At 42.2% G+C, this 25,136-nt stretch carries 28 protein-coding genes and 2 pseudogenes; 22 read left to right on the plus strand and 8 right to left on the minus strand.

Translation table 11 applies throughout. The annotated features are described in order from the left end of the window. Positions 1-335: 335 nt before the first annotated feature. Positions 336-1,148 carry a 3D domain-containing protein gene (locus tag AC0VXY_RS11285; protein ID WP_435990686.1) on the plus strand — a complete coding sequence of 271 codons (813 nt, stop codon included), beginning with the start codon at positions 336-338 and terminating at the stop codon, positions 1,146-1,148. 296 nt (positions 1,149-1,444) lie between these two features. Next, positions 1,445-2,017, plus strand: coding sequence for a 3D domain-containing protein (locus AC0VXY_RS11290; RefSeq protein ID WP_475525297.1), 573 nt, complete (start codon positions 1,445-1,447; stop codon positions 2,015-2,017). 75 nt (positions 2,018-2,092) lie between these two features. On the opposite strand, the gene AC0VXY_RS11295 is transcribed toward AC0VXY_RS11290, so the two are convergent. Further along, entirely contained in the window at positions 2,093-2,218 is a 126-nt protein-coding gene (locus AC0VXY_RS11295; RefSeq protein WP_435990684.1) for a hypothetical protein, read from the minus strand. Between the two features lie 580 nt (positions 2,219-2,798). On the opposite strand from AC0VXY_RS11295, the gene AC0VXY_RS11300 reads away from it, so the two are divergent. From AC0VXY_RS11300 to AC0VXY_RS11325, 6 genes and pseudogenes are all read left to right on the plus strand, one after another. Then, positions 2,799-4,328, plus strand: coding sequence for a glycine betaine uptake BCCT transporter (locus AC0VXY_RS11300; RefSeq protein ID WP_435990683.1), 1,530 nt, complete (start codon positions 2,799-2,801; stop codon positions 4,326-4,328). A gap of 275 nt (positions 4,329-4,603) precedes the next feature. Continuing rightward, positions 4,604-4,684: pseudogene (locus AC0VXY_RS11305) on the plus strand (YjcZ family sporulation protein); the annotation flags it as partial. Positions 4,685-4,830: 146 nt separating this feature from the next. Then, the gene (locus tag AC0VXY_RS11310; RefSeq protein ID WP_475525298.1) at positions 4,831-5,466 is read left to right on the plus strand and encodes a lytic transglycosylase domain-containing protein; all 636 of its coding nucleotides are present in this window, start codon (positions 4,831-4,833) and stop codon (positions 5,464-5,466) included. Between the two features lie 133 nt (positions 5,467-5,599). Next, on the plus strand, positions 5,600-6,895 hold the full coding sequence (locus AC0VXY_RS11315; protein ID WP_475525299.1) for a protoglobin domain-containing protein: 1,296 nt from the start codon (positions 5,600-5,602) through the stop codon (positions 6,893-6,895). Positions 6,896-7,038: 143 nt separating this feature from the next. Beyond that, positions 7,039-7,821 (plus strand): AAA domain-containing protein, encoded by a 783-nt coding sequence (locus tag AC0VXY_RS11320; RefSeq protein ID WP_475525300.1) that lies wholly within the window; start codon positions 7,039-7,041, stop codon positions 7,819-7,821. 17 nt (positions 7,822-7,838) lie between these two features. Continuing rightward, positions 7,839-9,152 carry a DEAD/DEAH box helicase gene (locus AC0VXY_RS11325; RefSeq protein WP_475527856.1) on the plus strand — a complete coding sequence of 438 codons (1,314 nt, stop codon included), beginning with the start codon at positions 7,839-7,841 and terminating at the stop codon, positions 9,150-9,152. 32 nt (positions 9,153-9,184) lie between these two features. On the opposite strand, the gene selD is transcribed toward AC0VXY_RS11325, so the two are convergent. After that, positions 9,185-10,237: a selenide, water dikinase SelD gene (selD, locus tag AC0VXY_RS11330; RefSeq protein ID WP_475525301.1), complete on the minus strand. Its 1,053-nt coding sequence runs from the start codon at positions 10,235-10,237 to the stop codon at positions 9,185-9,187. A 229-nt stretch (positions 10,238-10,466) separates the two neighbouring features. Between selD and AC0VXY_RS11335 the strand changes: the two are divergent. Further along, positions 10,467-10,652, plus strand: a pseudogene (locus AC0VXY_RS11335) (Rdx family protein); the annotation flags it as partial. A 62-nt stretch (positions 10,653-10,714) separates the two neighbouring features. Here the strand turns inward: AC0VXY_RS11335 and AC0VXY_RS11340 are convergent. After that, positions 10,715-11,107 (minus strand): Hsp20/alpha crystallin family protein, encoded by a 393-nt coding sequence (locus AC0VXY_RS11340; protein ID WP_435990678.1) that lies wholly within the window; start codon positions 11,105-11,107, stop codon positions 10,715-10,717. 70 nt (positions 11,108-11,177) lie between these two features. Here AC0VXY_RS11340 and selA point away from each other — a divergent pair, with 70 nt between their 5' ends. After that, the gene (gene selA, locus AC0VXY_RS11345) at positions 11,178-12,638 is read left to right on the plus strand and encodes an L-seryl-tRNA(Sec) selenium transferase (RefSeq protein ID WP_435990677.1); all 1,461 of its coding nucleotides are present in this window, start codon (positions 11,178-11,180) and stop codon (positions 12,636-12,638) included. 24 nt (positions 12,639-12,662) lie between these two features. Here selA and AC0VXY_RS11350 read toward each other — a convergent pair whose 3' ends face one another. Further along, positions 12,663-12,800: a small acid-soluble spore protein P gene (locus tag AC0VXY_RS11350; protein WP_201714973.1), complete on the minus strand. Its 138-nt coding sequence runs from the start codon at positions 12,798-12,800 to the stop codon at positions 12,663-12,665. 118 nt (positions 12,801-12,918) lie between these two features. On the opposite strand from AC0VXY_RS11350, the gene AC0VXY_RS11355 reads away from it, so the two are divergent. After that, positions 12,919-13,176: a hypothetical protein gene (locus AC0VXY_RS11355; RefSeq protein ID WP_034759302.1), complete on the plus strand. Its 258-nt coding sequence runs from the start codon at positions 12,919-12,921 to the stop codon at positions 13,174-13,176. A gap of 170 nt (positions 13,177-13,346) precedes the next feature. Here AC0VXY_RS11355 and sspO read toward each other — a convergent pair whose 3' ends face one another. Beyond that, on the minus strand, positions 13,347-13,496 hold the full coding sequence (gene sspO / locus AC0VXY_RS11360) for a small acid-soluble spore protein O (protein WP_475525302.1): 150 nt from the start codon (positions 13,494-13,496) through the stop codon (positions 13,347-13,349). A 320-nt stretch (positions 13,497-13,816) separates the two neighbouring features. On the opposite strand from sspO, the gene acnA reads away from it, so the two are divergent. From acnA to AC0VXY_RS11395, 7 genes are all read left to right on the plus strand, one after another. Further along, complete coding sequence (gene acnA / locus AC0VXY_RS11365) at positions 13,817-16,528, plus strand: aconitate hydratase AcnA (protein ID WP_435990674.1); 2,712 nt, start codon at positions 13,817-13,819, stop codon at positions 16,526-16,528. 139 nt (positions 16,529-16,667) lie between these two features. Further along, positions 16,668-17,255 (plus strand): peroxiredoxin family protein, encoded by a 588-nt coding sequence (locus AC0VXY_RS11370; protein WP_475525303.1) that lies wholly within the window; start codon positions 16,668-16,670, stop codon positions 17,253-17,255. Positions 17,256-17,398: 143 nt separating this feature from the next. Continuing rightward, entirely contained in the window at positions 17,399-17,545 is a 147-nt protein-coding gene (locus tag AC0VXY_RS11375) for an FbpB family small basic protein (protein WP_079532604.1), read from the plus strand. Positions 17,546-17,649: 104 nt separating this feature from the next. After that, positions 17,650-17,793, plus strand: coding sequence for an acid-soluble spore protein N (locus AC0VXY_RS11380; protein ID WP_034759295.1), 144 nt, complete (start codon positions 17,650-17,652; stop codon positions 17,791-17,793). A 70-nt stretch (positions 17,794-17,863) separates the two neighbouring features. Continuing rightward, on the plus strand, positions 17,864-18,091 hold the full coding sequence (gene tlp / locus AC0VXY_RS11385) for a small acid-soluble spore protein Tlp (RefSeq protein WP_034759293.1): 228 nt from the start codon (positions 17,864-17,866) through the stop codon (positions 18,089-18,091). A 197-nt stretch (positions 18,092-18,288) separates the two neighbouring features. After that, positions 18,289-18,705: an acyl-CoA thioesterase gene (locus tag AC0VXY_RS11390; RefSeq protein ID WP_435990672.1), complete on the plus strand. Its 417-nt coding sequence runs from the start codon at positions 18,289-18,291 to the stop codon at positions 18,703-18,705. Positions 18,706-18,765: 60 nt separating this feature from the next. Next, the gene (locus AC0VXY_RS11395; RefSeq protein WP_475525304.1) at positions 18,766-19,071 is read left to right on the plus strand and encodes a hypothetical protein; all 306 of its coding nucleotides are present in this window, start codon (positions 18,766-18,768) and stop codon (positions 19,069-19,071) included. A gap of 53 nt (positions 19,072-19,124) precedes the next feature. Here AC0VXY_RS11395 and AC0VXY_RS11400 read toward each other — a convergent pair whose 3' ends face one another. Beyond that, positions 19,125-19,415: a HesB/YadR/YfhF family protein gene (locus AC0VXY_RS11400; RefSeq protein ID WP_475525305.1), complete on the minus strand. Its 291-nt coding sequence runs from the start codon at positions 19,413-19,415 to the stop codon at positions 19,125-19,127. A 120-nt stretch (positions 19,416-19,535) separates the two neighbouring features. On the opposite strand from AC0VXY_RS11400, the gene AC0VXY_RS11405 reads away from it, so the two are divergent. Next, positions 19,536-19,799, plus strand: a complete 264-nt coding sequence (locus AC0VXY_RS11405; protein ID WP_475525306.1) for a hypothetical protein — start codon at positions 19,536-19,538, stop codon at positions 19,797-19,799. Positions 19,800-19,866: 67 nt separating this feature from the next. Here the strand turns inward: AC0VXY_RS11405 and AC0VXY_RS11410 are convergent, their stop codons facing one another. Both AC0VXY_RS11410 and plsY read right to left on the minus strand, forming a co-directional pair. Beyond that, positions 19,867-21,024 carry a CapA family protein gene (locus AC0VXY_RS11410; RefSeq protein WP_475525307.1) on the minus strand — a complete coding sequence of 386 codons (1,158 nt, stop codon included), beginning with the start codon at positions 21,022-21,024 and terminating at the stop codon, positions 19,867-19,869. A 226-nt stretch (positions 21,025-21,250) separates the two neighbouring features. Further along, positions 21,251-21,835, minus strand: a complete 585-nt coding sequence (gene plsY / locus AC0VXY_RS11415) for a glycerol-3-phosphate 1-O-acyltransferase PlsY (protein WP_435990667.1) — start codon at positions 21,833-21,835, stop codon at positions 21,251-21,253. A gap of 198 nt (positions 21,836-22,033) precedes the next feature. Here plsY and AC0VXY_RS11420 point away from each other — a divergent pair, with 198 nt between their 5' ends. From AC0VXY_RS11420 to AC0VXY_RS11430, 3 genes are all read left to right on the plus strand, one after another. Beyond that, positions 22,034-23,314, plus strand: coding sequence for a purine/pyrimidine permease (locus AC0VXY_RS11420; protein ID WP_475525308.1), 1,281 nt, complete (start codon positions 22,034-22,036; stop codon positions 23,312-23,314). A 173-nt stretch (positions 23,315-23,487) separates the two neighbouring features. Then, positions 23,488-24,471, plus strand: a complete 984-nt coding sequence (locus tag AC0VXY_RS11425; protein ID WP_475525309.1) for an ABC transporter ATP-binding protein — start codon at positions 23,488-23,490, stop codon at positions 24,469-24,471. Then, positions 24,468-25,124, plus strand: a complete 657-nt coding sequence (locus AC0VXY_RS11430; protein WP_475525310.1) for an ABC transporter permease — start codon at positions 24,468-24,470, stop codon at positions 25,122-25,124. Before AC0VXY_RS11425 ends, AC0VXY_RS11430 begins: the two co-directional genes overlap by 4 nt. Positions 25,125-25,136 lie beyond the last annotated feature (12 nt).

Genomic DNA, 25,136 nt, shown 5'->3' on the forward strand with positions numbered 1-25,136 from the left:
AATAATCGTCACGATCTGCTAATAAATGCATTTCATTCAATTATTTTCTGACGCTAATTGACCTTGCTTGTCTCAAATGCCATTTAACCAAAGGGGAATACTCTACCACCAATAAATCCATAAATATCCTTTATATCTATATTATTCTAAACTTTTTTCCATAGTATTCCTCTACATGATAGTTTATACAGGAAATCGCTTTCTATTACAGTAGTGAAATATTCTTGACGCACGATGTTAAAGTTCCTGTTATTGAATTGAGATTTTACTATGTTAGTATTTTCCCTGTTAGCAAAAATAAATAAACCGCTAGCTACATAAGGAGGAATTTTTCAATGAAACTAAAAAAATCGATTATTTCTGTGGCTGCATTTACAACACTTGCAGTATCTGGTGGAGCTAGCGCTTCAGCACAAGACATAGAAGTAAAAAAAGGCGACACTTTATGGGGACTTGCAAATGAATACGGAACATCCGTTGATCAACTCATGACATGGAACAACTTAGGTTCATCCATCATTTATCCTGATCAGGAATTACAGGTTTCTTCAAAGGAATACTATACAGTCAAAAAAGGTGACACCCTTTGGGGAATATCTTCCCTATATGGTATTTCAGTGGACAGCTTGATAGGATGGAACGCACTTGAAAGTGACCTGATTGTCCCTGGCCAAGAATTAGTCATCAACTTAGACGATAAAGCACCTTCAGCTACTGCACATACTTCTGAGAAGGCAGAAGCGCCTGCTCCAGAACCAAAAGCAGAAGTAGCTCCAGAAGCTGAAGCACCTGCAGCGGAAACGGCAGAAGCAAAACCTGTACAAGCTGAACCGGCTGCCGAAGAAAAAGCAGTGAAAGAAATTACTGTGGAAGCAACTGCTTATACAGCCGATTGTGAAGGTTGTTCAGGTACTACAGCTACCGGTGTGAATTTAAAAGAAAATCCGGATGCTAAAGTAATTGCAGTAGATCCTAATGTCATCCCGCTTGGATCAAAAGTATATGTTGAAGGCTACGGCTATGCTACTGCGGAAGACACCGGCGGAGCGATCAAAGGAAACCGAATTGATGTTTTCATTCCATCAAAAGATCAAGCCGTTGATTTTGGAAGAAAAACAGTAAACGTAAAAATTCTTGAAACAAAATAATAGATTCTAAACCACTGAGACGAGATTCTCAGTGGTTTTTTGTTTATTCCGGATAGTGATGAATCATGATCCCTCCAGTTTACACTTTTATTTTCCTCATTAACTATCAATATTTCCCTCTATAAGAAATACATAGGATTAAGTACGACAAGGTCGACTCAATAGTAGAAATATTACATGCTTGTCATCTAATTGTTATTGGTTTATAAACAGTTTGTTATGTATCTGAGGTAAGTCTATGTTACTATTTCAACTGTTGGTCTAAAGGCCAAACACAAAAGGAGGAATTTGACAAGATGAAAAAAGGTTTATTTTCCATTTTTTCCTTCGCAGTTTTTCTTTCAATCGGACTTGCCTCTGTTTCTGCAGAGAGTAATGATACTGCTATCAATGATTATCATAATATAGAAGAAGGCGATATCCTCTGGGAAATCGCGAACCGATATCATGTTTCCGTCGACGAGGTCGGCACACGCAAGCAATTGTTAGAAGAAGGGTATTCTGTGAATAATGATTCAGAGGAAACGCAAGCAGTGAAAGCAGCAAAGACCACTGATCAACAAACTGATAACGTTGTGAAAGAATTAGATATCAAAGCAACTGCTTATACGGCACATTGTGATGGGTGTATCGGTATTACGAAGACAGGGGTAGACCTGATTGAGAATCCTGATGCGAGAGTCATAGCAGTCGATCCAAACGTCATACCTCTAGGGTCCAAGGTATACATTGAAGGGTATGGTTATGCCCGAGCAGAAGATACCGGTGGAGCCATCAAAGGGAACCGCATCGATATCTATATGGAAAAAGAAAAAGATGCCCTTCAATATGGGGTAAGAAATGTGAAAGTCAAAATTATTGAAGAATAATGAATGAAAAGGGCGCCGGTTGGCGTCCTCTTTCATTCGTTGACTTATTTCCCGTAATAACGGCTGACGGAGTTCCTACTTTTCCTTACGGCTATTTCTTGCTGATGGAGCAACGGATTTTAACTCGATTTCTTCACCCATCTGTTGTTGTGCCAATTTTTTTGCTGCTTCATGTTGTGTTCTCTTATTATTATTTTTCATGGAATTTCCTCCTCACATATGTCTCTTTATATGTTCCACTACTGGAGGCGTTTCACCATACTAAAATCATGGCAAAATTACCAATTCATCCTTTCTGGCATCGGGTTCTAATCGTGTTCTCTTTCGCATCACTTCTTCCTATATAGTCATAAAATCTCACTTAAGCAGAACACTAAACCTTTGCACTCAGGGCCTTTGATGAAGCGGTTTCATTTCCAACTAAGCTTCGTTAAAAAGATTTTGATATTAAGGGGAAATCGATCTAAAAGAAAAGGAATGAAAATGAAAAAAAGACAAAGACTAATAAAAATAATGATGGTTTTCACTTGCAAAGTTAAACTTCTTTCTGATAGGGTAACAAATGTTGGTTTTATAAGAGAGTGACAAGGGAATAGGTAATAAGTAATCATTCCCTCATCCTCAGAATGCACATTTTCCCATTTGCATTAACCGGGACTCTTCGATGAGGGGTCTAGACAGTAGGTGTACATACGAATTCATAAACACCTCGAATCCCACTGTAGTTCCCTTCATTTAGAAAGAGTCAAAACAAAAACCTAAATACGGAAAGGAGAATTTTATGAAGAGAATATCAAATGTTTTCTGGATTACCGTCATTTTGGTTGTTGCTTCCGTTGCATATGGAGCAATCGCGCCAAAATCATTTGAAGACGTAACAACAAAAATGCAAGCATTTATCACTTCAACTTTTGGTTGGTATTATCTTATTTTAGTTACAGTGATTGTCATCTTCTGTGTGTTCTTAATCTTTAGTCCCATGGGAACAATTCGATTAGGAAAACCGGATGAAAAACCCGAGTATACAAGAGGAACATGGTTCGCCATGTTGTTTAGTGCAGGAATGGGAATTGGATTAGTATTCTGGGGGGCAGCCGAACCGCTGTCTCACTATATGACCCCTCCGATGGCAGAAGGGGGGACCGACCAGGCGATTAAAGAAGCAATGCGTTATACATTCTTTCACTGGGGGGTTCACGCATGGGGGATCTATGCGATCGTTGCTTTAGCACTTGCATACTCTAAATTCCGAAAAGATGAGCCTGGGTTAATTTCCGCGACATTGAAACCGATCTTTGGCGATAAGATGAATGGACCACTCGGAACGATCATCGATGTCCTGGCTGTATTCGCTACGGTTGTAGGGGTAGCCACAACCCTCGGATTTGGAGCGGCACAGATTAACGGAGGATTATCTTATCTGTTGGATATTCCAAACAACTTCACCGTCCAGGCGATCATCATCGGGATTGTAACCGTTCTGTTCATGATTTCTGCATGGTCCGGGTTAAGTAAAGGTATCAAGTACTTATCCAATACAAATATGGTACTCGCTGTATTGCTTCTCGTACTGGTATTCTTTATTGGACCGACTTTATTAATTCTCAATATGTTTACTGATACGATTGGGGCTTATATTCAAAATATCGCCGCAATGAGTTTCAGGATCGCTCCATTAAATGAAGAGCACCGTTCATGGATCAATGGTTGGACCATTTTCTACTGGGCATGGTGGATTTCATGGTCACCGTTCGTGGGTATCTTCATCGCACGTGTTTCAAGAGGTAGAACGATTCGTGAATTCCTGATTGGTGTATTATTATTACCTGCTCTAGTCAGCTTCATCTGGTTCGCTACCTTTGGTACATCCGCCATTGAAGTTCAACAAGCCGGCGCAGCTCTTTCTGATTTAAAAACGGAAGAAGTATTGTTTGCTGTCTTTAACGGATTTGAATGGTCAACGATTCTTTCAGTCATTGCCATTACATTGATTGGAACATTCTTTATCACATCTGCTGACTCGGCTACATTCGTGTTGGGGATGCAAACGACTTATGGTTCGTTAACCCCTCCAAACTATGTAAAACTAACATGGGGACTCGCACAGTCTACCGTAGCATTAATTTTACTATACAGCGGAGGGTTACAGGCTTTACAGAATGCATTGATTGTTGCAGCACTGCCATTCTCGGTGATCATGGCACTCATGATGGTTTCTCTGTACAAGTCATTGAACCAGGAGAAAAAGGAACTTGGGTTATACATTAAACCTAAGCCAAGAAAAACAAAAGAACCTAAAGAACACATGTAAACGACTTAAAAGCGCCTGGAAACTTCCAGGCGCTTTATTTATACTTTCATTAGGTTCAACTAGACATTTTACTCATTTTTTCTCTTATTTAAAAACCAAAAACCTTTATTTATGCGGATTTCGATCCGTATGCAGAACCTGGATGGGAAATGCTTGATGATTTTAATTAACCTACATTTTGTCCACTACATACATTAATATCGTAGTAAGATAACTGGAGGTGACTGATGATGTATGGATATGGATACCCTGGATATGGATATGGCTGCGGTGGTGGTGGCTACGCTGGTGGTTTCGCGTTAATCGTAGTTTTATTCATCCTTTTAATTATCGTTGGAGCAGCGTTTGTTTGTTAACAATAAATAGATAATGGATGGATGTCCTTTAGAAGCAGAGAGCCTTCTGCTTAGGGGGCATCTTTTTTTACATAATGGATTGTCATAAATGAATTCTCATATTAGAATACAAGGTGCAGCCATAACCTTGTAAAGGATCGACATCAATGACAAAAAAACAGGCCAGAAAAAAGCAGTCAAGAAAAAATAAGCAATCATCACCCATAAGAATGCTTCTTATCCCCATCATCATTTTAGCTATTTATTATGCACTCAATTATGATGACCCATCATTTAACCTCTCATCGATTGGAAAAAATGAGATACCTTCTGAATATATCCCCATCTATAAAGCAGCTGAAGATGAATACGGAGTGCCCTGGTATCTTTTAGCTGCCCACCACAGGGTTGAAACGAAATTCTCCACCATGAAGTCCCTTGTCTCTCCAGCCGGGGCAGAGGGCCACATGCAGTTTATGCCCTGTACCTTTGTAGGCTGGTCACATCCAAGTTGTTCGGGACTCGGAAAAGGGGATATCCCAACATATCAAAAAACGGACCCTGCCGTCATTGAAAAATATGGCGGATATGGCGTGGATGCAAACGGGGATGGAAAAGCGGATCCTTTCCAGATTGAAGATGCCATATTCAGTGCCGCCAACTATCTGGCTCATAATGGAGCTGCTGAAGGAAAGCTCGAACAAGCTGTATTTGCCTACAACCATAGCGAACAATATGTTGAAGATGTCCTCTATTATGCTGACCGATTCGTGGAAGAGGACGAGGAAGGTAAACCCATGTAATTTCTTATTTTTGTCACAATTTTCTCTAAACACCCATACTACTCATTAGGGTGTTTTTTTGTTATATTATTCACGCAAGATTTCCATAAAAGGATTTTTATTCTAATTATCATTATGATGAGGGGTACAAATAGTGCTATTAAAAAATAGGTTGAAACACAAAGAAAATAACAGACTAAATGAAGCATCAAAGTTACAGGAAGTAAAACTCGAGGTTTCACAAGATGTAAGAAAACAATTAAATATGATTCGATTGTCTAAAGAGGAATTAGCTGTATTATCTTCTACCAAATCTTATCTAGTGGAGAATATTGAAGAAATTATTGATGGCTTTTATAATCCAATTGAAAATAACCCTACTTTATTGGAGATTATAGAAAAATACAGCTCTATAGATCGTTTAAAACATACGCTAGCAATCCATGTCACTGAATTGACAAACGGTATCATTGATCAACCATTCATTGAAAAACGCAGAAAAATCGCTAAGATGCATATACATATAGGACTTCCCACAAAATGGTACATTGCTTCTTTTCAAAACCTTCAAACCATCATTTTCACAGTGATGTACCGTTACTTTACACACATAGATGATTATAACAAGGTTATTAATGCCTTCACCAAGATATTAAATTTGGAGCAACAATTGGTTTTAGAAGCATATGAAGAAGAAATCGAAGGTGTTAGAGCTGAGTCTCAACGTTTAAAAGAAAAGATGAATGAAAATGTCCGTGAAGCCACTATCGGTTTATCGGCAATATCAGAAGAGTCAATGGCTTCTTTAGATTCAATTAATGCAAAAATGAGTGAGGTTAGCTTATTATCGGTCAAAGGAACTCAATCAATTGAAAAAATCAGTCATTTCTCAATTGAGGGAAAGGGTAATATGGGGATTCAGAAAGACCATATGAGTAAAATCCTGTCTGACTTGAGAGAGATGCTGAAGGAGATCGGTCAATTACAACATATTTCCAACCAAATTTTTGATATCGTTTCAATCGTGCAAACCATTGCAGAGCAAACGAATTTACTTTCTCTTAATGCTAGTATAGAAGCTGCACGAGCAGGGGAACATGGGAAAGGGTTTGCTGTAGTAGCTGAAGAAGTACGAAAACTTTCAGAGCAGACAAAAAAATCTGTAACCAATGTCTCCAGTCTAATTAACGGGACAAAATCACAAGTGGATAAAATTTCTGGTTATATTGTTTCGGTTGAAGAGACTGCTAAGAAGGGGATGGACTCTACAAATCAAGCTCATATTTTCTTTCACGAAATTGTAGAATCCATTTATTCCTCGAAGAGCCAAAGTGAGCATGTAGAAACAGAGATGAAAGAGATTTCACTGGCTGTAGAGGAGATTTCTAACGCCATTTCCCTTCTAACGACTTCTGCAGATCAATTGAGTCAATTAACAGCAGAATTATAATGAGGATACGAACCGATTCACTGAATCGGTTCTATTTATATGATTGAAAAAGGTACCTAATCGGGCAATATCCATGTACACCTACTACATAAATTGTTATGATAAAGGTCTTGAATTTTTATCGTTTAACAAAGGTGATTTAAATGAAGACAACAGACATGATAGAAGAGTGGAAATCTGCTTTGGATATGGAGATCCTGCAGTTAAAAAAACGGGAAACGAATGGGATCCTCATTGAAGAGGGAAGATGCATCCGAAAAGAAGAAGGCGCCTATATTTATTGGTTCACCCTTCACTATCCCGCTTCGCTGCCTGAAGGGGGAAGCGTCCTATATAAACGGAAGCATTCTTCAACCCAAGGGATCGTGATTAATTCAGAAGAACGAGAATGCATCATAGAGCTCGATCAGTTCCTCGGGGATACTCTACCATACGGACAGATCCTTCACGAGCCATGGGATATCCTTGAGAAGCTGATGGAACGGTTGGATGAAGCAAGGGAACGCCATGGGAAATCCAAGCGCATTCAGAAGGTGATGTTTCCGGAAATTGCTCAAAGACATCCTGAATACGAATACAAGACCCCATTGCATGAAGCTTATGTCAGAAGTAAGCATAATCCTGTTACGTACCTGTGGGGACCACCTGGAACAGGAAAAACTTATACCCTTGCAAGAGTGGCCGCTTATCATTATTCAGAAGGGAAGAGAGTGCTGCTTCTCTCCCATAGTAATGCAGCAGTGGATGTATTAATAGAAGAAATGTATCGTTTTCTAAGCAGTCATGACCGTTGGACCCCTGGAGAGGTGATCCGGTATGGTACAAGCAGGAAAACCTATAGCGGTGACGTGACGGATTTAAGCGCTCTTCAATTACTGGAACAACAGGATCCGACTCTCTCCGAGGAAAAAGGGAAGGAGAGTTAGTTTCGGAGGCTAAGGTAATCGGGACAACCCTTTCAAAGGCGGCCATTGACCGACTTCTGTATGAAGAGGAGTTCGACTTAGTGATCGTGGATGAGGCAAGCATGGCCTATATACCTCAAGTGGCGTTCGCTGCGACCATGGGGAAGAAGATCATCATATGTGGAGATTTCAAACAGCTTCCCCCCATCTCAACTTCCTTTCATCCCCTGGCAGCCAAGTGGCTGAAGGAAGACATCTTTCATGCAGCCGGAGTGGCAGGAGCCGTCGAGAAAGGACTGGATCACCCCCATCTCTTATTACTTCCGGAACAAAGGAGGATGCACCCCAGCATTTCGGCATTCACCAATCGGTACATTTATCATTCACAGGTGGGGGACCATCGTTCGGTCAAAACGATTCGGGAAATCATCACAAATAAAAAACCCTTCCCGTCACATGGAGCGGTACTATTTTCCCTGAGAGAAGGGACGGAGTGGGCAGAAACCCAAAAAGGATCACGATGGAATCTGTTGTCCAGCTTAGTCACTATTCAGCTGACGCTCCAATCCATACGTGATGGGTTACTTTCCATTGGGATTGTGACCCCGTATCGGGCCCAGGCCAAATGGTATAACCTCTTACTCGATGAACTGGTAAGGAGTATTGCTCCTTCAGCCGACCTATACGCTGCCACGGTTCATGGCTTTCAAGGGTCGGAAAATGATATGATTCTTTTCGATTTAGTCGATGGGGAGTCCCATGGCAGTCCGGGTACGTTGATTACCCGGAAAGGTAGCGAGAGGTTGATCAATGTAGCCGTCACCCGAGCCAAAGGGAAGTTTATTTTAGTGGGGAATGATCGATTCATACAGGAAAAGACTCATCCTTCTAAACCTGTCCATCAATTCATTTCTCACCTTCAGCAGGAAGTCCATAATGAATCGAGCGCTTCACTCATTCCAACTTCCACAAAGAAAATGAAGTGGTTCAGAACCGATGACCACCATAAGCTGGGTAAAGATATGGCAGCTGCAAAAGCTCAGATCGTGGTGAATGTCCAGGATTTAAAAGAGATCCCAAACGATATGATGCGGGCCTTACAAATGGCAGCAAAGGATAAACAGGTGACGATTTTCAGTCAAACAGGCAGTGGTTCACAGTCCTATTCAAGCGTCAAAATGAAAAAATCCACCACTTCGATACCATTCATCGCTTTCGATGAAAAAGTAATCTGGTTCAATTCTTTTACAAAGGAAACAAATCGATTTCCTTTCCAGGTGAGAATCTTATCCAAAAAAATAACCCGCCAATTCTTCAAAATGATTGAAGAACAAAAAACGGTGCCCCTTTGAGCTGTTTACTTCCTCAAAGGGATCACCGTTTTTTATTTTTCTACATATATACTCCGTGTTTGTTGCGGTCGGACATGGCCAATGACACTGGCAGAGATGGAGTGACGCTGAAGTTCTTCTACATATTTTTCCCCTTCGGAAAGAGGCATGCTGACGAGTAAACCTCCGGAAGTGATGGCATCTGAGAGGATCCATCGTTCTTCCTGGGTAAGACACGCATCATAATGCACCATGTCTTGAAGCCAAGTAGCGTTCGCTTTCGATCCCCCAGGAATCACTCCCTGATCTGCTAATTCTCTCGTCCCATCTAAAAGTGGGATGGAGGAATAAGAGACTTCAATTGATACGTTACTGCCTTTCGCCATTTCATACGCATGCCCCATCAATCCAAATCCCGTCACATCGGTCACAGCATTCGGATGAAATTTTCGCAGCAATTCTGCAGCCGTTTTATTCAGCATGCTCATAACCTCGATTACAGTCGCTTCCTGAGCGGGAGTCACAGCCCTTCGCTTGATCCCGGTTGTCAAGATCCCTACACCCAATGGTTTTGTCAATACAATGACGTCTCCTTCTTGTGCACCGGTATTGGTCCAATACTTTTTCGGATGAACGATTCCGGTCACACTAAGACCAAATTTAGGTTCTTGATCGTCAATGGAATGACCTCCCACGGTTACGGCACCGGCTTCTATCACTTTGCTTTGTGCCCCTTTAAGGATAGCGGCAAGCATCTCGCTTCCAAGCTTCTTAATCGGGAAGCCTACAATGTTTAAAACGGTTTTCGGCGTTCCACCCATCGCATATACATCACTTAGAGCATTTGCAGCAGCAATTTGACCGAATTGGTAAGGGTCGTCCACAATCGGAGTGAAATAATCAACCGTTTGAACCATGGCGAGGTCATCTGTCAGCTGAAAGATGCCGCCGTCATCGGATGATTCATTCCCTACTAATAATTCTTTCGTAAAGGGTTGAGGAGGTAGTTGACGCAAAACTTGCGTCAAGTCACTAGGACTAAGTTTACAGCCTCAGCCAGCTTTTGAAGAAAGTTCTGTTAAGCGGATGATCTCTTCCTTGCTCATTTTATTCACCCCTTTATGTATGAATAAATTCATTGTACAGGATAAAAATACAATTGAGCAAAGGAGAAGGAAGGAGATACAGAAATAAGGAAGAGATTTGAATATTTGCACAAGTATTTCCCCTGTAATAAAATGAACATACACGTTGAAAATGACCTAAGGCGGAGGGAGGATGATTTTGATGAAAGCTGTGAAGATTGAATTCTGTATGATGTGAAACTATGCGCCTAAAGCCGCGAGTTTCGCGGAACAGTTATTCAACCATTTCAGATCCGATATAAAGGAACTGGCGTTGATACCGTCTTCCGGAGGGGCATTCGAAATTACAGTAGACGGGAAAAAGATTTACTCCAAACTCGATACAGGCGTTTTTCCTGATATCAACGAAACCATTTCAATCATTGAATCTCAATAAAACACATAGAAAAGGTCATCAGCCCATGCTGATGACCTTTTCTTCTATTTAAAGAATGACGATTATTCATTCGACAATCCCTGAACTCGAATCACGATGGATGAGGGGGTGGAACATGCCTTTTTAGGCACATTGATTTCGATTGTATGATGCTCAATGGAATAGGTAATCGCCCGCTGCTTTAAGCAAAAAGGAAAACGAATGGAGCGTTTTCTGACTTTACTTTCGTCTTTCAGCATGATCAATACCAACAATTGAGTGTCCTTCTTCTTAATAATCAATTCTTCGGGACAAATATTTTCTGTCTCGATCTCCACTATGAACGATTCCGTCGTATCAAGAAAATCCACACGGAATTCTTGTTCATCCAATTGAACCGTAGCAGGATCCAATAACCAATCCTTCATACTCTCCTCCCAATTCTCTAAATAGAAATCCTCCTTATCCTTACTCATTTACACCTGACCCCCAACAACATCTTTTACATATTGTATTCTTTCTACTATAAATGGTGAGGGTGTTATAATGAGGGAAAAGAAAGAAGGGGCAAAAGTCATGAACCATCTTGTCAGACACATTCCATCCATTCACGAACTGCAGCAAACCAACCAATTCCATACTTTCCTCCACCATCACAACCTTTCGATGGAAAGAGGGACGGACCTCTTGAAAGAGGTGATCTCGAATTGCAGGGCCTTCATCTTGAAAGAAGAGTGGAGCGGGCCTCATCCATCGTCCACAGAATTCATTGAGGAAGTCTTTGGCCAAACTGAAGCTATGGCACGCACATCTCATTCCCTGTCTCTCAGAAGGATCATAAACGCAACGGGAACCATTTTACATACGAATCTAGGGCGGGCACGGTTAGGCAAGGAAACGATGAACCATGTCATGGGTGCATCTTGTCATTACAGCAATCTGGAATATGACATCGAGGAAGGTGTCCGGGGTTCAAGGCATAGTCATGCAGAGGGGCTCGTATGTGAATTGACCGGGGCTGAAGCAGCCATGGTTGTCAATAATAATGCAGCAGCCATTTTTCTTATCCTTACTGCTCTTGCCAAGAATAAGGAAGTGATTGTTTCAAGGGGCGAACTGGTGGAAATCGGCGGGTCATTTCGGATTTCTTCTATCATGGAAGAAAGCGGTGCTCTCCTTCACGAGGTGGGGACCACGAACAAGACCCATTTAAGAGATTATGACGAAGCGGTGAACGATGAAACAAGAATGATCATGAAGGTTCATCAAAGTAATTTTATCATAAAAGGATTTACAGCTTCTGTACCGACAGAAGAACTGGCTGAATTATCACGCCTGCATGCCAAAGTCCTTTATTATGAAGACTTAGGAAGCGGTGCTCTTTACGATTTCACCCGATTGGGAATCGGAAATGAGCCTCTGGTTAAATCAGTGCTGGATAAAGGGGCAGACATCGTCTCATTCAGTGGAGACAAATTATTAGGGGGACCTCAGGCGGGAATCATAGCAGGGCAAAAGGCTTTGATCGATCAATTAAAGAAACATCAGCTTGCCCGCGTCCTCAGGGTCGACAAAATGACACTGGCAGCCCTGGAAATGACCCTCTTACACTATATAAAGGGGGAGGAACAAGAGAAAAATCCAACCATTGCGGCCATCACGCGGACCAAAGAAGAAATCCTGCATCAGTCCCGGAAGTTCGTCCGGGATATACAGGGACTCGGGAGCGGTTACACATCCACAATCGTTGAAGGACATAGCCAGATCGGGGGAGGAACGATGCCGGATGTTGAATTAGACACCTATATTGTCGCAGTATCCCACGCTCTTGATTCATCACAGAACATTCATGAGAAGCTTAGAAAGGGGAATCCCTCCATTCTTACAAGGATTCAGGATGGTGTCGTCCTCTTTGATCTACGGACCGTTTCCATGGACGAACAGATAGAAGTCCTCCACGCTTTTAAGACCATACAAGGGACAGACCGAAAGGGAGTGCAGGCATAAAGCGCCGGCACTCCCTAAAATCTCTTACATATCGTGGTGACTATTATTTTTTTGACGGGTATGATTATGGTTCTTCACCTTATGTGAACCACTTAAGGGCTCCGGCTGTCCTGATTGTTTTGGAGCATTTTTACGCATATCTTTGCCATCATTTTTGTTCATGTATCATCCCTCCTACTCTTTAGCATGCTAAGTTAGAGAACTGTTTATTCAGATGTATAGGTTCCTGGTGTTTTGGTTAAACTAAAGAAGCTAATTTCTGAATAAGGAGAGATCATCAATGCCTTACAATAAAAATAAACAACAAGCCTTTCAAGCTGCTGAACAAAGCGTGACGGAAGTACAGCATACCATTAACGAACTGGTACTGGATGGAGCAAGCTACGGCTCACAACTCGCACATCTCAAAAATGAAGTGAATGAGGCGTATCAACAAATAGAAAATGCACTTGAAGTCGCATCGGATACTCAACGGGCACAACTTCAACAATTCAAATCCGATTTGTCATCCATAGTGAATGAAGTGAATGAACAATAACGGAATCAACCTGTTGGTTCGTCCCAAAATAAAACCCACCCTGCTTGAAGGGTGGGTTTTATTTTGGGACGAAGAGGGTAGGGGAAAACAGATGAAAATAGTTCCAGGGAGAGAGGGTGACCATATCTAACAAATTCTTTGCAGAACTTTAATAGCCACCCTTTTATTTTTTACTGATTGGTTTTTCTTTTCTTATTGAATTGACGTTGTGCTGGAGTCAATGGTTCATTCGAATATTCTTCATTGTAACCTGTACCTTGGCCTTGACCTTTTGCTGCATTCATTCCATTTATTACATGGTTTGCTTTACGATTTGCCAATGTAGAACACCTCCATAAGGATAGAATGCCACCATCTGTGACGATCTATGAAAGGGAATCGCTAACAGATTCATTTTTTTAAAATAATGTTTTGGACGAGCTGACACGATTTGACAAGGGCAGAAATGTTGTTATACCAATATTTATCTAGAAACCTTTAGGAGTTTAATCATTTAGATAAGTAAAACTTATCAAAAACAATAACTTTATTGTTATTTACTTATGTAATCGCTTGTATTAAGATGTAAATGTGAGAAAAGTTCGTTTAGAACGAAAACTTTTCGACTTATTGTTTGATGCAGTTTAGAGGGGGAATCGAAATGGCAAAGAACGATGTATTTAATGCACGATCTTCTTTCGAACTAGAAGGAAAACGTTATCATTATTATCGTTTAAAAGCGCTTGAAGAAGCAGGAGTAACAAAAATTAACCGCTTACCTTACAGTGTGAAGGTACTCTTGGAGTCTGTACTTCGTCAATTTGACGGACGTGTGATTAACAAAGATCATGTTGAAAACCTGGCAAACTGGGGATCAACTGAAGTCAAGGATGCAGAAGTTCCTTTTAAACCATCACGTGTCATCCTTCAGGATTTCACCGGTGTGCCGGCAGTAGTTGATTTAGCGTCTCTACGTAAAGCAATGGCAGATATCGGTGGAGATCCACAAAAGATCAATCCTGAGATCCCGGTTGACCTTGTCATCGACCACTCTGTACAGGTTGATAAATACGGTACAGCTAACGCACTGCAGGCCAATATGGACCTTGAATTTGAACGGAATGCTGAACGTTACCAATTCCTTAGCTGGGCTCAAAAAGCATTTGAAAACTATCGTGCTGTTCCACCAGCAACAGGTATCGTTCACCAGGTGAACTTAGAATATTTAGCAAATGTCGTTCATGCTGTTGAAACAACAGAAGGCGATTTTGAAGCATACCCTGATACATTGGTTGGTACTGACTCTCATACTACCATGATCAATGGTATCGGTGTACTTGGATGGGGTGTTGGCGGTATTGAAGCGGAAGCTGGAATGCTTGGTCAGCCTTCATACTTCCCGATCCCTGAAGTTATCGGGGTCAAAATGACTGGTGAGCTACCAAATGGAGCTACTGCTACAGATTTAGCCCTTAAAGTGACACAAGTACTTCGTCAAAAAGGGGTAGTAGGGAAATTTGTCGAGTACTTCGGTACGGGTGTTGCGACTCTTCCACTTGCCGACCGTGCAACGATTGCCAACATGGCTCCTGAGTACGGCGCGACTTGCGGCTTCTTCCCAGTGGATTCAGAATCATTGGATTATCTGCGTCTGACTGGCCGTGACGAAACACATATCAAAATGGTTGAAGAATACTTAAAGAAAAATGAAATGTTCTTCACTCCAGAGAAAGAAGAACCAACGTACACAGATGTAGTGGAAATCGATCTTTCAGCAGTGGAACCAAACCTTTCAGGACCAAAACGTCCACAGGATTTAATTCCTCTTACTGATATGAAAGAAGCTTTCCATAAGTCCATCACAGCTAAAGAAGGCGTTCAAGGCTTTGGGCTGGATGCGTCTGAAATTAACAAAACGGCCAAATACACAACAGAAGATGGTAAAGATGTCGAGATGCCAACTGGTGCAATCGGAATCGCTGCCATCACATCTTGCACAAACACATCAAACCCATATGTTATGTTAGGTGCCGGTTTAGTTGCGAAAAAAGCAGTGGAACTTGGAATGAATGTTCCTGATTATGTCAAAACATCTCTTGCACCAGGCTCTAAAGTTGTAACTGGTTACTTGAGAGATTCAGGTCTATTATCTTATTTGGAAGATATCGGATTCAACCTTGTCGGGTATGGTTGTACGACTTGTATCGGTAACTCCGGCCCACTTCGTCCTGAAATCGAAAAGGCTGTTTCAGATGCTGATTTATTGTTAACATCCGTCCTATCAGGTAACCGTAACTTTGAAGGTCGTATCCATCCACTTGTGAAAGCAAACTACCTGGCTTCACCACCACTTGTTGTTGCATATGCACTGGCGGGTACTGTGGACATCGATCTTCAAAAAGATTCTCTGGGTAAGGACAAAGATGGTAATGACGTGTTCTTCAAAGATATCTGGCCTTCACAGGATGAAGTGAAGGATGCTGTGAAATCAACCGTTACCCCTGAATTATTCCGTAGAGAATATGAGCACGTTTTCTCTGAAAACGAGCGCTGGAATGAAATCAAGACAAGTAACGAACCACTTTACAGCTTCGACGAAAATTCGACTTACATCCAAAATCCAACGTTCTTTACAGGACTTGCGACAACGCCTGAAGACATTCAAGGCTTGAACGGACTACGCGTCGTCGGTAAATTTGGGGATTCTGTCACGACTGACCATATTTCACCCGCAGGTGCAATCGGCAAAGATACACCGGCAGGTAAATATCTTCGTGCGAATAATGTAGAGCCACGTGACTTCAACTCTTACGGTTCCCGTCGTGGTAACCATGAAGTGATGATGCGCGGTACATTTGCAAATATTCGTATCCGTAACCAAATTGCTCCTGGTACTGAAGGTGGATTCACCACTTACTGGCCGGAAGATGAAGTGATGCCGATGTATGATGCATGCATGAAGTATCAACAAGATGGAACTGGATTAGTTGTTCTTGCAGGAAAAGATTACGGTATGGGATCTTCTCGTGACTGGGCAGCGAAAGGTACGAATCTACTTGGTATCAAGACTGTCATCGCTGAAAGCTATGAGCGTATTCACCGTTCGAACCTTGTGATGATGGGTGTTCTTCCCCTTCAATTCAAGAAGGGTGACAGCGCTGAGTCATTAGGATTGACGGGTAGAGAAACGATTTCCGTAAATGTAACAAACGATGTAAAACCTCGTGATATCCTTACGGTAACAGCTGTGGCTGAAGACGGTTCTACAACTGAATTCGAAGTACTTGCTCGTTTTGATTCCGACGTAGAAGTAGACTACTACCGTCATGGTGGTATCCTACAAATGGTTCTTCGTAATAAATTAAAAGCATAATATGTGTTCAAAGCCCCGGGGGATTTCCCCGGGGCTTTTAATTCCTCATTATTGAAATCTAAAAAAAATCCATGACTAAACAGAGACAAGCCTACATATGATGATAGTAAAATCATTTACTTGAGAGGAGAGCACTCCTTTGAAATCTGTATTTGGCGTTTTACTTGTCACCTTATTAGTCTTCTCATTCTATATTGAGAATAAATCCGATCCTTCTTCCTTTTCAGAAAATACGTTTCAACAAGCTGATGACTACAATCAATTGATTGATATAGAAGAAGGAGAGGTTTCTGAAATCACTCCAGTGGAAAATTCACCAGGACCGAATGTCGGGGACCGGGCCCTTGATTTTAAACTGGATACCCTGGATGGCAAATCCATTACCTTAACTGAACTAAAAGGAAAGAAAGTGATCGTAAACTTCTGGGCTACGTGGTGCCCTCCCTGCAAAGAAGAAATGCCTGTCATGCAGGAGTTTTATACGAAATACGGGAAAGATGTTGAACTACTCGCTATTAACATCGATCCACAATACAACGTCAAAGAATACCAGAAATCACTGGGACTCTCATTCCCGATTCTGTTGGACACTGATGACAAGATCAATAATGCCTATGACATCCTGACCGTCCCCACCACGTTCATCATCAACGAACAAGGCATCATCACCCACAAACAAATCGGAGCGATCACCAATATGGACTCCCTCAAAGCACTGGTTAAGTGAGGGACGGACCTTAAAACATGGGAACCGCTTTTCTACAGCGAGTCCTAAATCACTCCCCATCATCAATTGTGACCTTTGTTTAAAATATCTGACATTTGGATATACTATTTATACAAACCACAATAGAGAGCGAGGGGATTGAAATGCGGAGACCACGCAAAAAATCATTTGCAGATCTGGTGAAAGAAAACAAACAACAGCTTCTGTTGGATCAGGATGCCATTGACGCCATAGAAGAGCGAATTGATGCAAGACTTGAAATAAAGCGTCCAGTAAGCAAAGCCGAGTAAGTAATTACGAGGCTTATTTTTTTTGCCCTGAAAATATTACTACCAATTATTACGCCTATTCTTCCTTGTTATTTTGGTAATCATACTAGTAAGGGGGGATATTCATGAGTAACTCAAAGGGAAGTCCGAATCACTTCGCACCTAACCATATCGGGACACAATCGAGGTCCGCAGGAGGCAACAAAGGGAAACAAATGCAGGATAAATCAGGCAAGCATGCGCAAGTGATTCAAACCAAGGGTGAATAATTCATTCGTTTGAAGAGGGAGCAGCCCTTGAGGTCCGTCCCTCATACTATTGACACAGGAGGAATGCAGGATGGCATGGGATAAACCGAATCCGGATGATCGCAGTGATAATGTAGAGAAGCTTCAGGGTATGGTTCAGCATACGATTGAGAATATGGACCGGGCCGAGGAGTCGATGGCCTGCACGGACAGTGAAGAACAGCTTCAGTCCATCCAGGCAAAGAATGAACGCCGCCGCGAGAGTCTAGAGGCTTTCCGCAATGAAATAAAAGATGAAGCAAATCAGACAAAGCAATAAAGGATAAAGATTTCAGTGACCCGGACAGAAAGGTTTTATTAATTAGCCTTTCTGTTCGGGTCATGATGTTATTGGCAATTTTGTCCTCTCCGAGAAAGAAATCATATTCGATGTCAGTTCAAGCCGATTAATTCTATGCCTGGTGCTTGTATGATAAAATGGGATAGGATACTGATTAGATGAAGAGGGTGTAAAGGATGCAAATTGCAGAAAAAACCATTGAAGTGCGTTACGCAGAGACGGATCAAATGGGGGTTGTCTATCATGCAAACTACCTTGTTTGGATGGAGCTTGGTCGTACACAATTGATTGAAGACCTGGGCTTCAGATATGCTGATATCGAAAAAGAAGGAATTCTTTCCCCGGTCATTGACCTGAATGTAAGCTATAAGTCACCTGTTCGCTACGGCGAAAAAGCATTTATTAAAACATGGGTAGAAGAATATGATGGACTCCGGATTACATATGCATACGAAATTTATAACGGACAGAACCAGTTGGCCATTACCGGGCAGTCGAAACATGTGTGCGTGAAGCAAGAGAACTTCCGTCCGATTTCAATCCGAAAGATGTTCCCCGATTGGCACGTAGCCTATGAAAAGGCAAAAAAATAAACCTTACATAGGGGGTGCCGGGATCTTTTCATAAAAAGGGGATTGGAAAGGAAGAGGGTCATGGCATTCGGATTAACCAAACAAGAGCTAAACGGATGGAAACATCAGGTGAGTAATGGACAGATTGCCTTCCTTACCCACTACTGGCTGGATGACCGATTTCCCGATGTTCGCTCTGTAACGAAAGTGGGCTGCTGTAACATTGAGGTATTATCCAGTTGGGGAGAGAAATATGGTTTGAAAAAGGAATGGATCCATCAAAGGAAAGACGGCTTTCCACATTTTGATTTGGTAGGGGATATACAATATGAAATTCTGATGAAAGAAGGCCTTCAGGAGCATATTTCCCGTTTTGTAAAAAAGTAAGGGTCAGTCATAAAAGTAAACAGGCTGGCATACGCCAGCCTATGATCATTCCGTTATTTCTTGTACTCATATGATGGTTCTTGAAGCTTTTCATCAAACTCAACAAATAAATCATGGCCATCAAAGAACCATAAATCTCCTTCTTCTATAAAAAATTCCCGTTTGTCGATCTCGATCCGTTCACCAGCATCCACTGGTTCGTCTTTGTTCACTCCTAATGAAAAACCATCGTGGAGAGGACTGGAACCTCCATATCGCACATAAAAACGGACTTGTTCGCCTTCCTCCACAAGCATCTCGTCTTTAAACCACGTAAGAGCATCTTCTGAAATATGTATGTTCATTGGTGAGACTCCTTTCTCTACTAGGTATTTTTCCAGAGTGATCCTGGACAAAGAAAGTTTCATTTCCTATTATAAACATAATAAAGCAGGAACTTCTACTAATACGTATAAAGGGTGAGAATGATGAAAACACAAGCATTATTTTATTACATTGGTGCCTTTATCTTTGCCGGATTAAGTATATTAACTCTATTACAATTGCATGAAGCCAAATACCAGATCGAGGCAGGGAGTTTCATTGTAATCGCAGCAGGCATTTATTATGGGATGGTGACTCTGTACTTTAAGGGCACCCGTAAAACTTTCTTGTTGGCCAATACCTTTTTGGCTATTGTAGCTTTAGCTGGCATATTCTTCAATTCAATGATATTCGGGGGACATTAAAAGAACGAGCTTTCCTTATGAGCATAAGGAAAGCTCGTTCTTTCCGTTCATACGATAACCATGCTATCTATTCCGGTACCCCGTTCACCATATGGGAAACCATCTCTTCTTCCGTGTATACAATCATACCATTCTTTCTGGCAAAATCGAGGGGGTAGATCCGATAGTTTTTGTAATGATTCTCTGACACAAAAGTAGGCTGGAATCCAATGGACGGAAAGATGATTTTGGAACCCGCCGGATTCTTCGTTTTCTCAACCTGAACCGTCACTATGCCACCGATATCCTTAAAATCATCCTTCTGGCCAGAAAGGAAATTCCCAAGTGAATAAATGACAACGGCTTCCCGACCATCACTCGTCTTATAGGTCTGAATCGGCTGCAGGACATGTGGATGGTGTCCGAAAATGATGTCGACCCCATTATTCGTCAACACCTTGGCAAGTCTCTGCTGTTCCTCAGTAGGGAAACGTTGATATTCATTTCCCCAATGAAGGCTCATGATCACCAAATCAACGTCCATATTTTTAGCTTTCTGGATTTCCCCGATCATGTTTTGTTCATCTATTACATTAACTAAATACTCTTTTCCTTCAGGGACAGGAATCCCATTTGTACCATAGGTATAAGAGAGTAGGGCAAATTTAATTCCATTCACATTAAATGTACGTATCCTGCTTTGGTCTTCCGGGCTTTTAAATGCCCCGACATACGGCATCGATATCTCCCCATAATAATCAATCGCATTCAGTAGACCTGCCTCGCCCTGATCCAACGAATGATTATTGGCAGTGGTCACAACATCCACTCCAACCTCCTGCAGTGATTTAACCACTTCCTGCGGACTGTTGAATAGGGGGTAGCTCGAAACGCCCAGTTCCACACCACCCGGGGTTGATTCCTGATTGGCAATCAAAAAATCGGGTGCAGTAAGCATATCTTTAACGGGAGAGAACATCGGTGTAAAATCATATCCATTTTGTTTTTTTGCATCATTATAGACGGTATCGTGTATGAGGATATCCCCGATTGCAGCGATGGAAGCACTGGCTTTGATCGATTTGCCCGATGCCTGCACCTCCCTTGTCGTATGGAGGAGGGAATTAAATTCAACTTCTTTCGAAGAGGTGTTCCAGTCGGCATATTGCCCGTTTAGCAGGAAGCCAATCACCAGTAGGAACGGAATACAGAGAACCACCCCTGTTATCATTCGCTTTTTATTCATATTCATCATCCTTTATTATGCACTACTTCCATTTTACGAAAAAAGAAGAGGGAACGGGGAGAAATTTAGAGAATTCTGAAGAATATTATCATTTTATTGGACCCGATTATTATTCATCATCTTTCTCAAATGTGAGAATGCCTATACCTGGGTGAGTCCAATAAAAAAAGCCACCTTTGCGAAGGTACCCGAGAGTCCGGTACCCCGTGCACAGGTCGCTTTTTCACTAAAGCCATTTAATTTTGGGTTCTGTTTTATTTTTGATCCGGACAATATTAGCCCTGTGTCTGTAAATGACAAAAATGGTCAGAATGCCAACAACAATGATGAGTGGAATATCTCCAGTGAAGACCGAGTACGTAAAGGCAAGTATCGCTGCAATCATAGAAGAAAGGGACACATATTTCGTTGCGTACAAGCAAATAAAAAAGACAGCCAGTAAGATTAAGAATAAGATGTAATTGTACCCTAGAAGTACACCAGCCGAGGTTGCCACTGCCTTTCCTCCCCTGAAGTTTGCGAAAACGGGATACATATGACCGATTACGGCAAACACCCCTGCAAGCAGCATATGTACGTCGCTTGCAAACATCAATGGCAGCAAGGTGGCGAGGGTTCCTTTTAGAATATCCATGATCGTCACAATCATTCCGGCTTTCACACCCAGGGTTCTGAAGGTATTCGTTCCCCCAAGATTTCCGCTCCCATGTTCACGGATATCTTTACCGTAAAACGTCTTACCGATCAGTAAACCTGATGGAATGGAACCCAGTAAATAAGAAAGTATGAGTATAAGGGCAAAAATCATCATCACTGCTCCTTTAAAAATAACTAATCCGTTCTTATTTTAACATGTTTTCCCTCCAAAGGGGAGAAAATAAGCGAAAAAATTAGTACCTGTTCTTAAAAGTAGATATTATAACTTAAATTTCCACCTCCACCGTCATCTTATGAACGAAATATGTTAAAATGAACACACTTTACATAGTTGAAATGAAGGTGTACACAGATGCAAATACTTTTATCAGCTTTTCAATGGGTGGCCTTCATGGTAGCGGGATCCATTGCCGCACCCATCGCGATTGCTGACTTGTTCCAATTGTCTCCAGCCGATACAGCCGGATTCATTCAGCGGACCATATTCGTTTTGGGATTCGCGAGCCTGATCCAGGCACTCTTTGGTCATAAACTTCCGATCAATGAAGGACCGGCAGGACTGTGGTGGGGCGTTTTTGCCATTTATGCAGGGTTTTCCGGAACTCTTTATAGCAGTCACGAAGAAGTCCTGACCGTACTGCAGGGGGGGATGATTGTCAGTGGAGCGATTTTTTTCATTCTGTCTTCCACAGGACTTCTAAAGAGGTTATCTTCTTTGTTCACTCCGACCATTACGTTCATTTATTTGATGCTGTTAATTCTGCAATTAAGCGGATCCTTTATTAAAGGGATGTTCGGAATCCAGCATGAAGGACAATCCATGGAACCGCTCGTCCTACTGGGAAGTATTCTGACGATCCTTGCAGCGTTATACTTTTCAAGTCATAAGGTTAAGTGGATTCAGCAATATTCCATTATCCTTGCCCTGCTCGCTGGATGGCTCATATTCATCATCATGGGGCTTTCTGAGAGTACTTCCGTTTCAGACAGCTGGTTTTCTTTACCTCATGTGTTCGTATTCGGAGCACCTGTATTTGATATGGGTGTCATCGTGACTTCCATATTCATCACTTTCCTGTTAATGACCAATATGATTGCTTCCATACGGGTGATGGAAGAGGTGATGAGAGCAAAGGGGAAGCCTACATATGAACGGTATACGAAGAGCGGCTTCGCCTCAGGACTGAATCAGCTGTTCGGGGGAGTGTTTTCTGCCATTGGCTCAGTTCCCATTTCAGGATCAGCAGGTTTTGTTGCTGCGACGGGAATGTATTCCATCATCCCCTTCATCATAGGCAGCGGGATCATTATAGTCATCAGCCTGATTCCAAAGATCATGAACCTATTCGCCAGTCTTCCTGCACCTGTCGGGTATGCAGTGACGACGGTCATCTTTATCAAGATGGTCGGACTCGCATTATCCGAATATCGTAAAGAGGAAGACGTAGAAAGAATTCACTTTGTGGCGGGGATCTCACTCATTGTCGGGGTCGGAGCCATGTTTGTTCCGGCCTCTGCCTTTACGGACATGCCGGTCGTCGTTGCTTCCATTTTGAATAATGGATTGATACTGGGTACGATAACAGCCATCATAGCGGAACAATATATCATCAAAAAGACCAGCAACCAGTAGGGTGCTGGTCTTTTTATCTGTCGAAAAACGAAGTAAACCGTATGCCCATCCCACATTCATCATAAACTAATGGAACAAAGGCATTTTCTTTTACAACATGTTTACCTTTTGTATAATGAGGGTATCCCGTCTATGTTTAGTAAAATTTCTCAGTACATAAAGCAGGTGTAAAAATGATTGAATTCCAAAATGTCACGAAAGTCTACGAGGATGGGACAGAAGCCATAAAGGGTATCAACCTGACTATCCCAAAAGGGAAGCTTGTTGCCTTGATCGGTCCGAGCGGATGCGGGAAAACGACTACGATGAAGATGATCAATAAACTAATCGCTCCATCAGGGGGGACCATTCTGATTGATGGAAGAGACACTTCAGAAACGGATGAAGTGGAGCTCAGGCGGAACATCGGGTATGTCATTCAGCGGATCGGACTTCTCCCTCATATGACGATTGAAGAAAACATCAGCCTCATCCCACGTTTAAAGGGATGGAAGAAGGAAAAATATGAGGGACGCGTCGATGAGCTCCTCAATCTGGTAGGACTGGAACCGGACGTATACAAGAAAAGGTATCCCCTCGAATTGAGCGGAGGACAACAGCAGCGGGTCGGGGTGATACGCGCCCTTGCAGCGGAACCACCGATCATTCTGATGGATGAACCATTCAGCGCCCTGGACCCGATTAGCAGGGAACAACTTCAGGATGAGCTGAAAAGCATCCAAAATTCGATACATAAGACCATTGTGTTTGTCACTCATGACATTGATGAAGCGTTAAAAATCGCAGATGTGATTGCTGTCATGCGCAATGGTAAAATCGAACAGATTGCAGCCCCTGCTGACCTTCTATCAGAACCAGCCAATGGATTTGTCCGTGCCTTCATCGGTGAAAACCGATTGAACGTTCATAGGCGGCACAAGCAGGTATCAGACATCATGAGAGACGATGAAACCAATTTTCACAACCTGCTTGAGGAACCGGAATACTCCTTGATCCCATTTGATGCATCCATCCACGTGGCGGCGAGCATGCTCCTGTCATCCGGTAAACCTTATCTTATGGTGACAAAAGACGACAGGAAGATCGGGATCGTCACATCAAGTGATATTCTTAAAACTGTGGCCTCAGAAGGAAATAAGGAGGCGGGTTCTGTATGAATGCATTTTCCATCCTGTTCGTCCAAACCATATCAAACCGGTCCGATGCCATATTAACAGGATTATTTGAACATCTTTATTTATCTTTTGTATCCATTTTCATTGCGATTGCGATTTCCCTGCCATTAGGTATATACATATCACGAAAAAAGCAATCGGCCGAATTTTTCATCGGGATCACTGCCGTCTTTCAAACGATACCAAGTCTGGCCCTATTCGGATTTCTTATTCCCCTTTTGGGTACAGGCAGCATTACGGCTATCATTGCCCTGACGGTATACGCACTTCTTCCGATCCTAAGGAACACTTACACAGGTATAATCGGAGTGGATGAAGGCGTTATCGAAGCGGGAAGGGGCATGGGGATGACCAACTCACAGCTATTATTCAAAGTGGAGCTTCCGCTGGCCCTGCCGTTCATCATGGCGGGGATACGGACCGCTACAGTGCTGACAGTAGGTGTGGCCACACTTGCCACCTTTGTTGGAGCGGGAGGACTTGGTGATCTCATCTACCGGGGACTATCCACATGGAATAATGCCCTGGTCCTTGCCGGGGCCATTCCCGCAGCACTACTCGCATTAAGTTTTGATTTCTTATTAAAGATCCTGGAGAAACTGACCACACCTAAAGGGCTGAAAGCAAGAAAATAAAAGCAAAATCCA

It is taken from the genome of Rossellomorea sp. QJM3NY_18, from assembly GCF_056173145.1.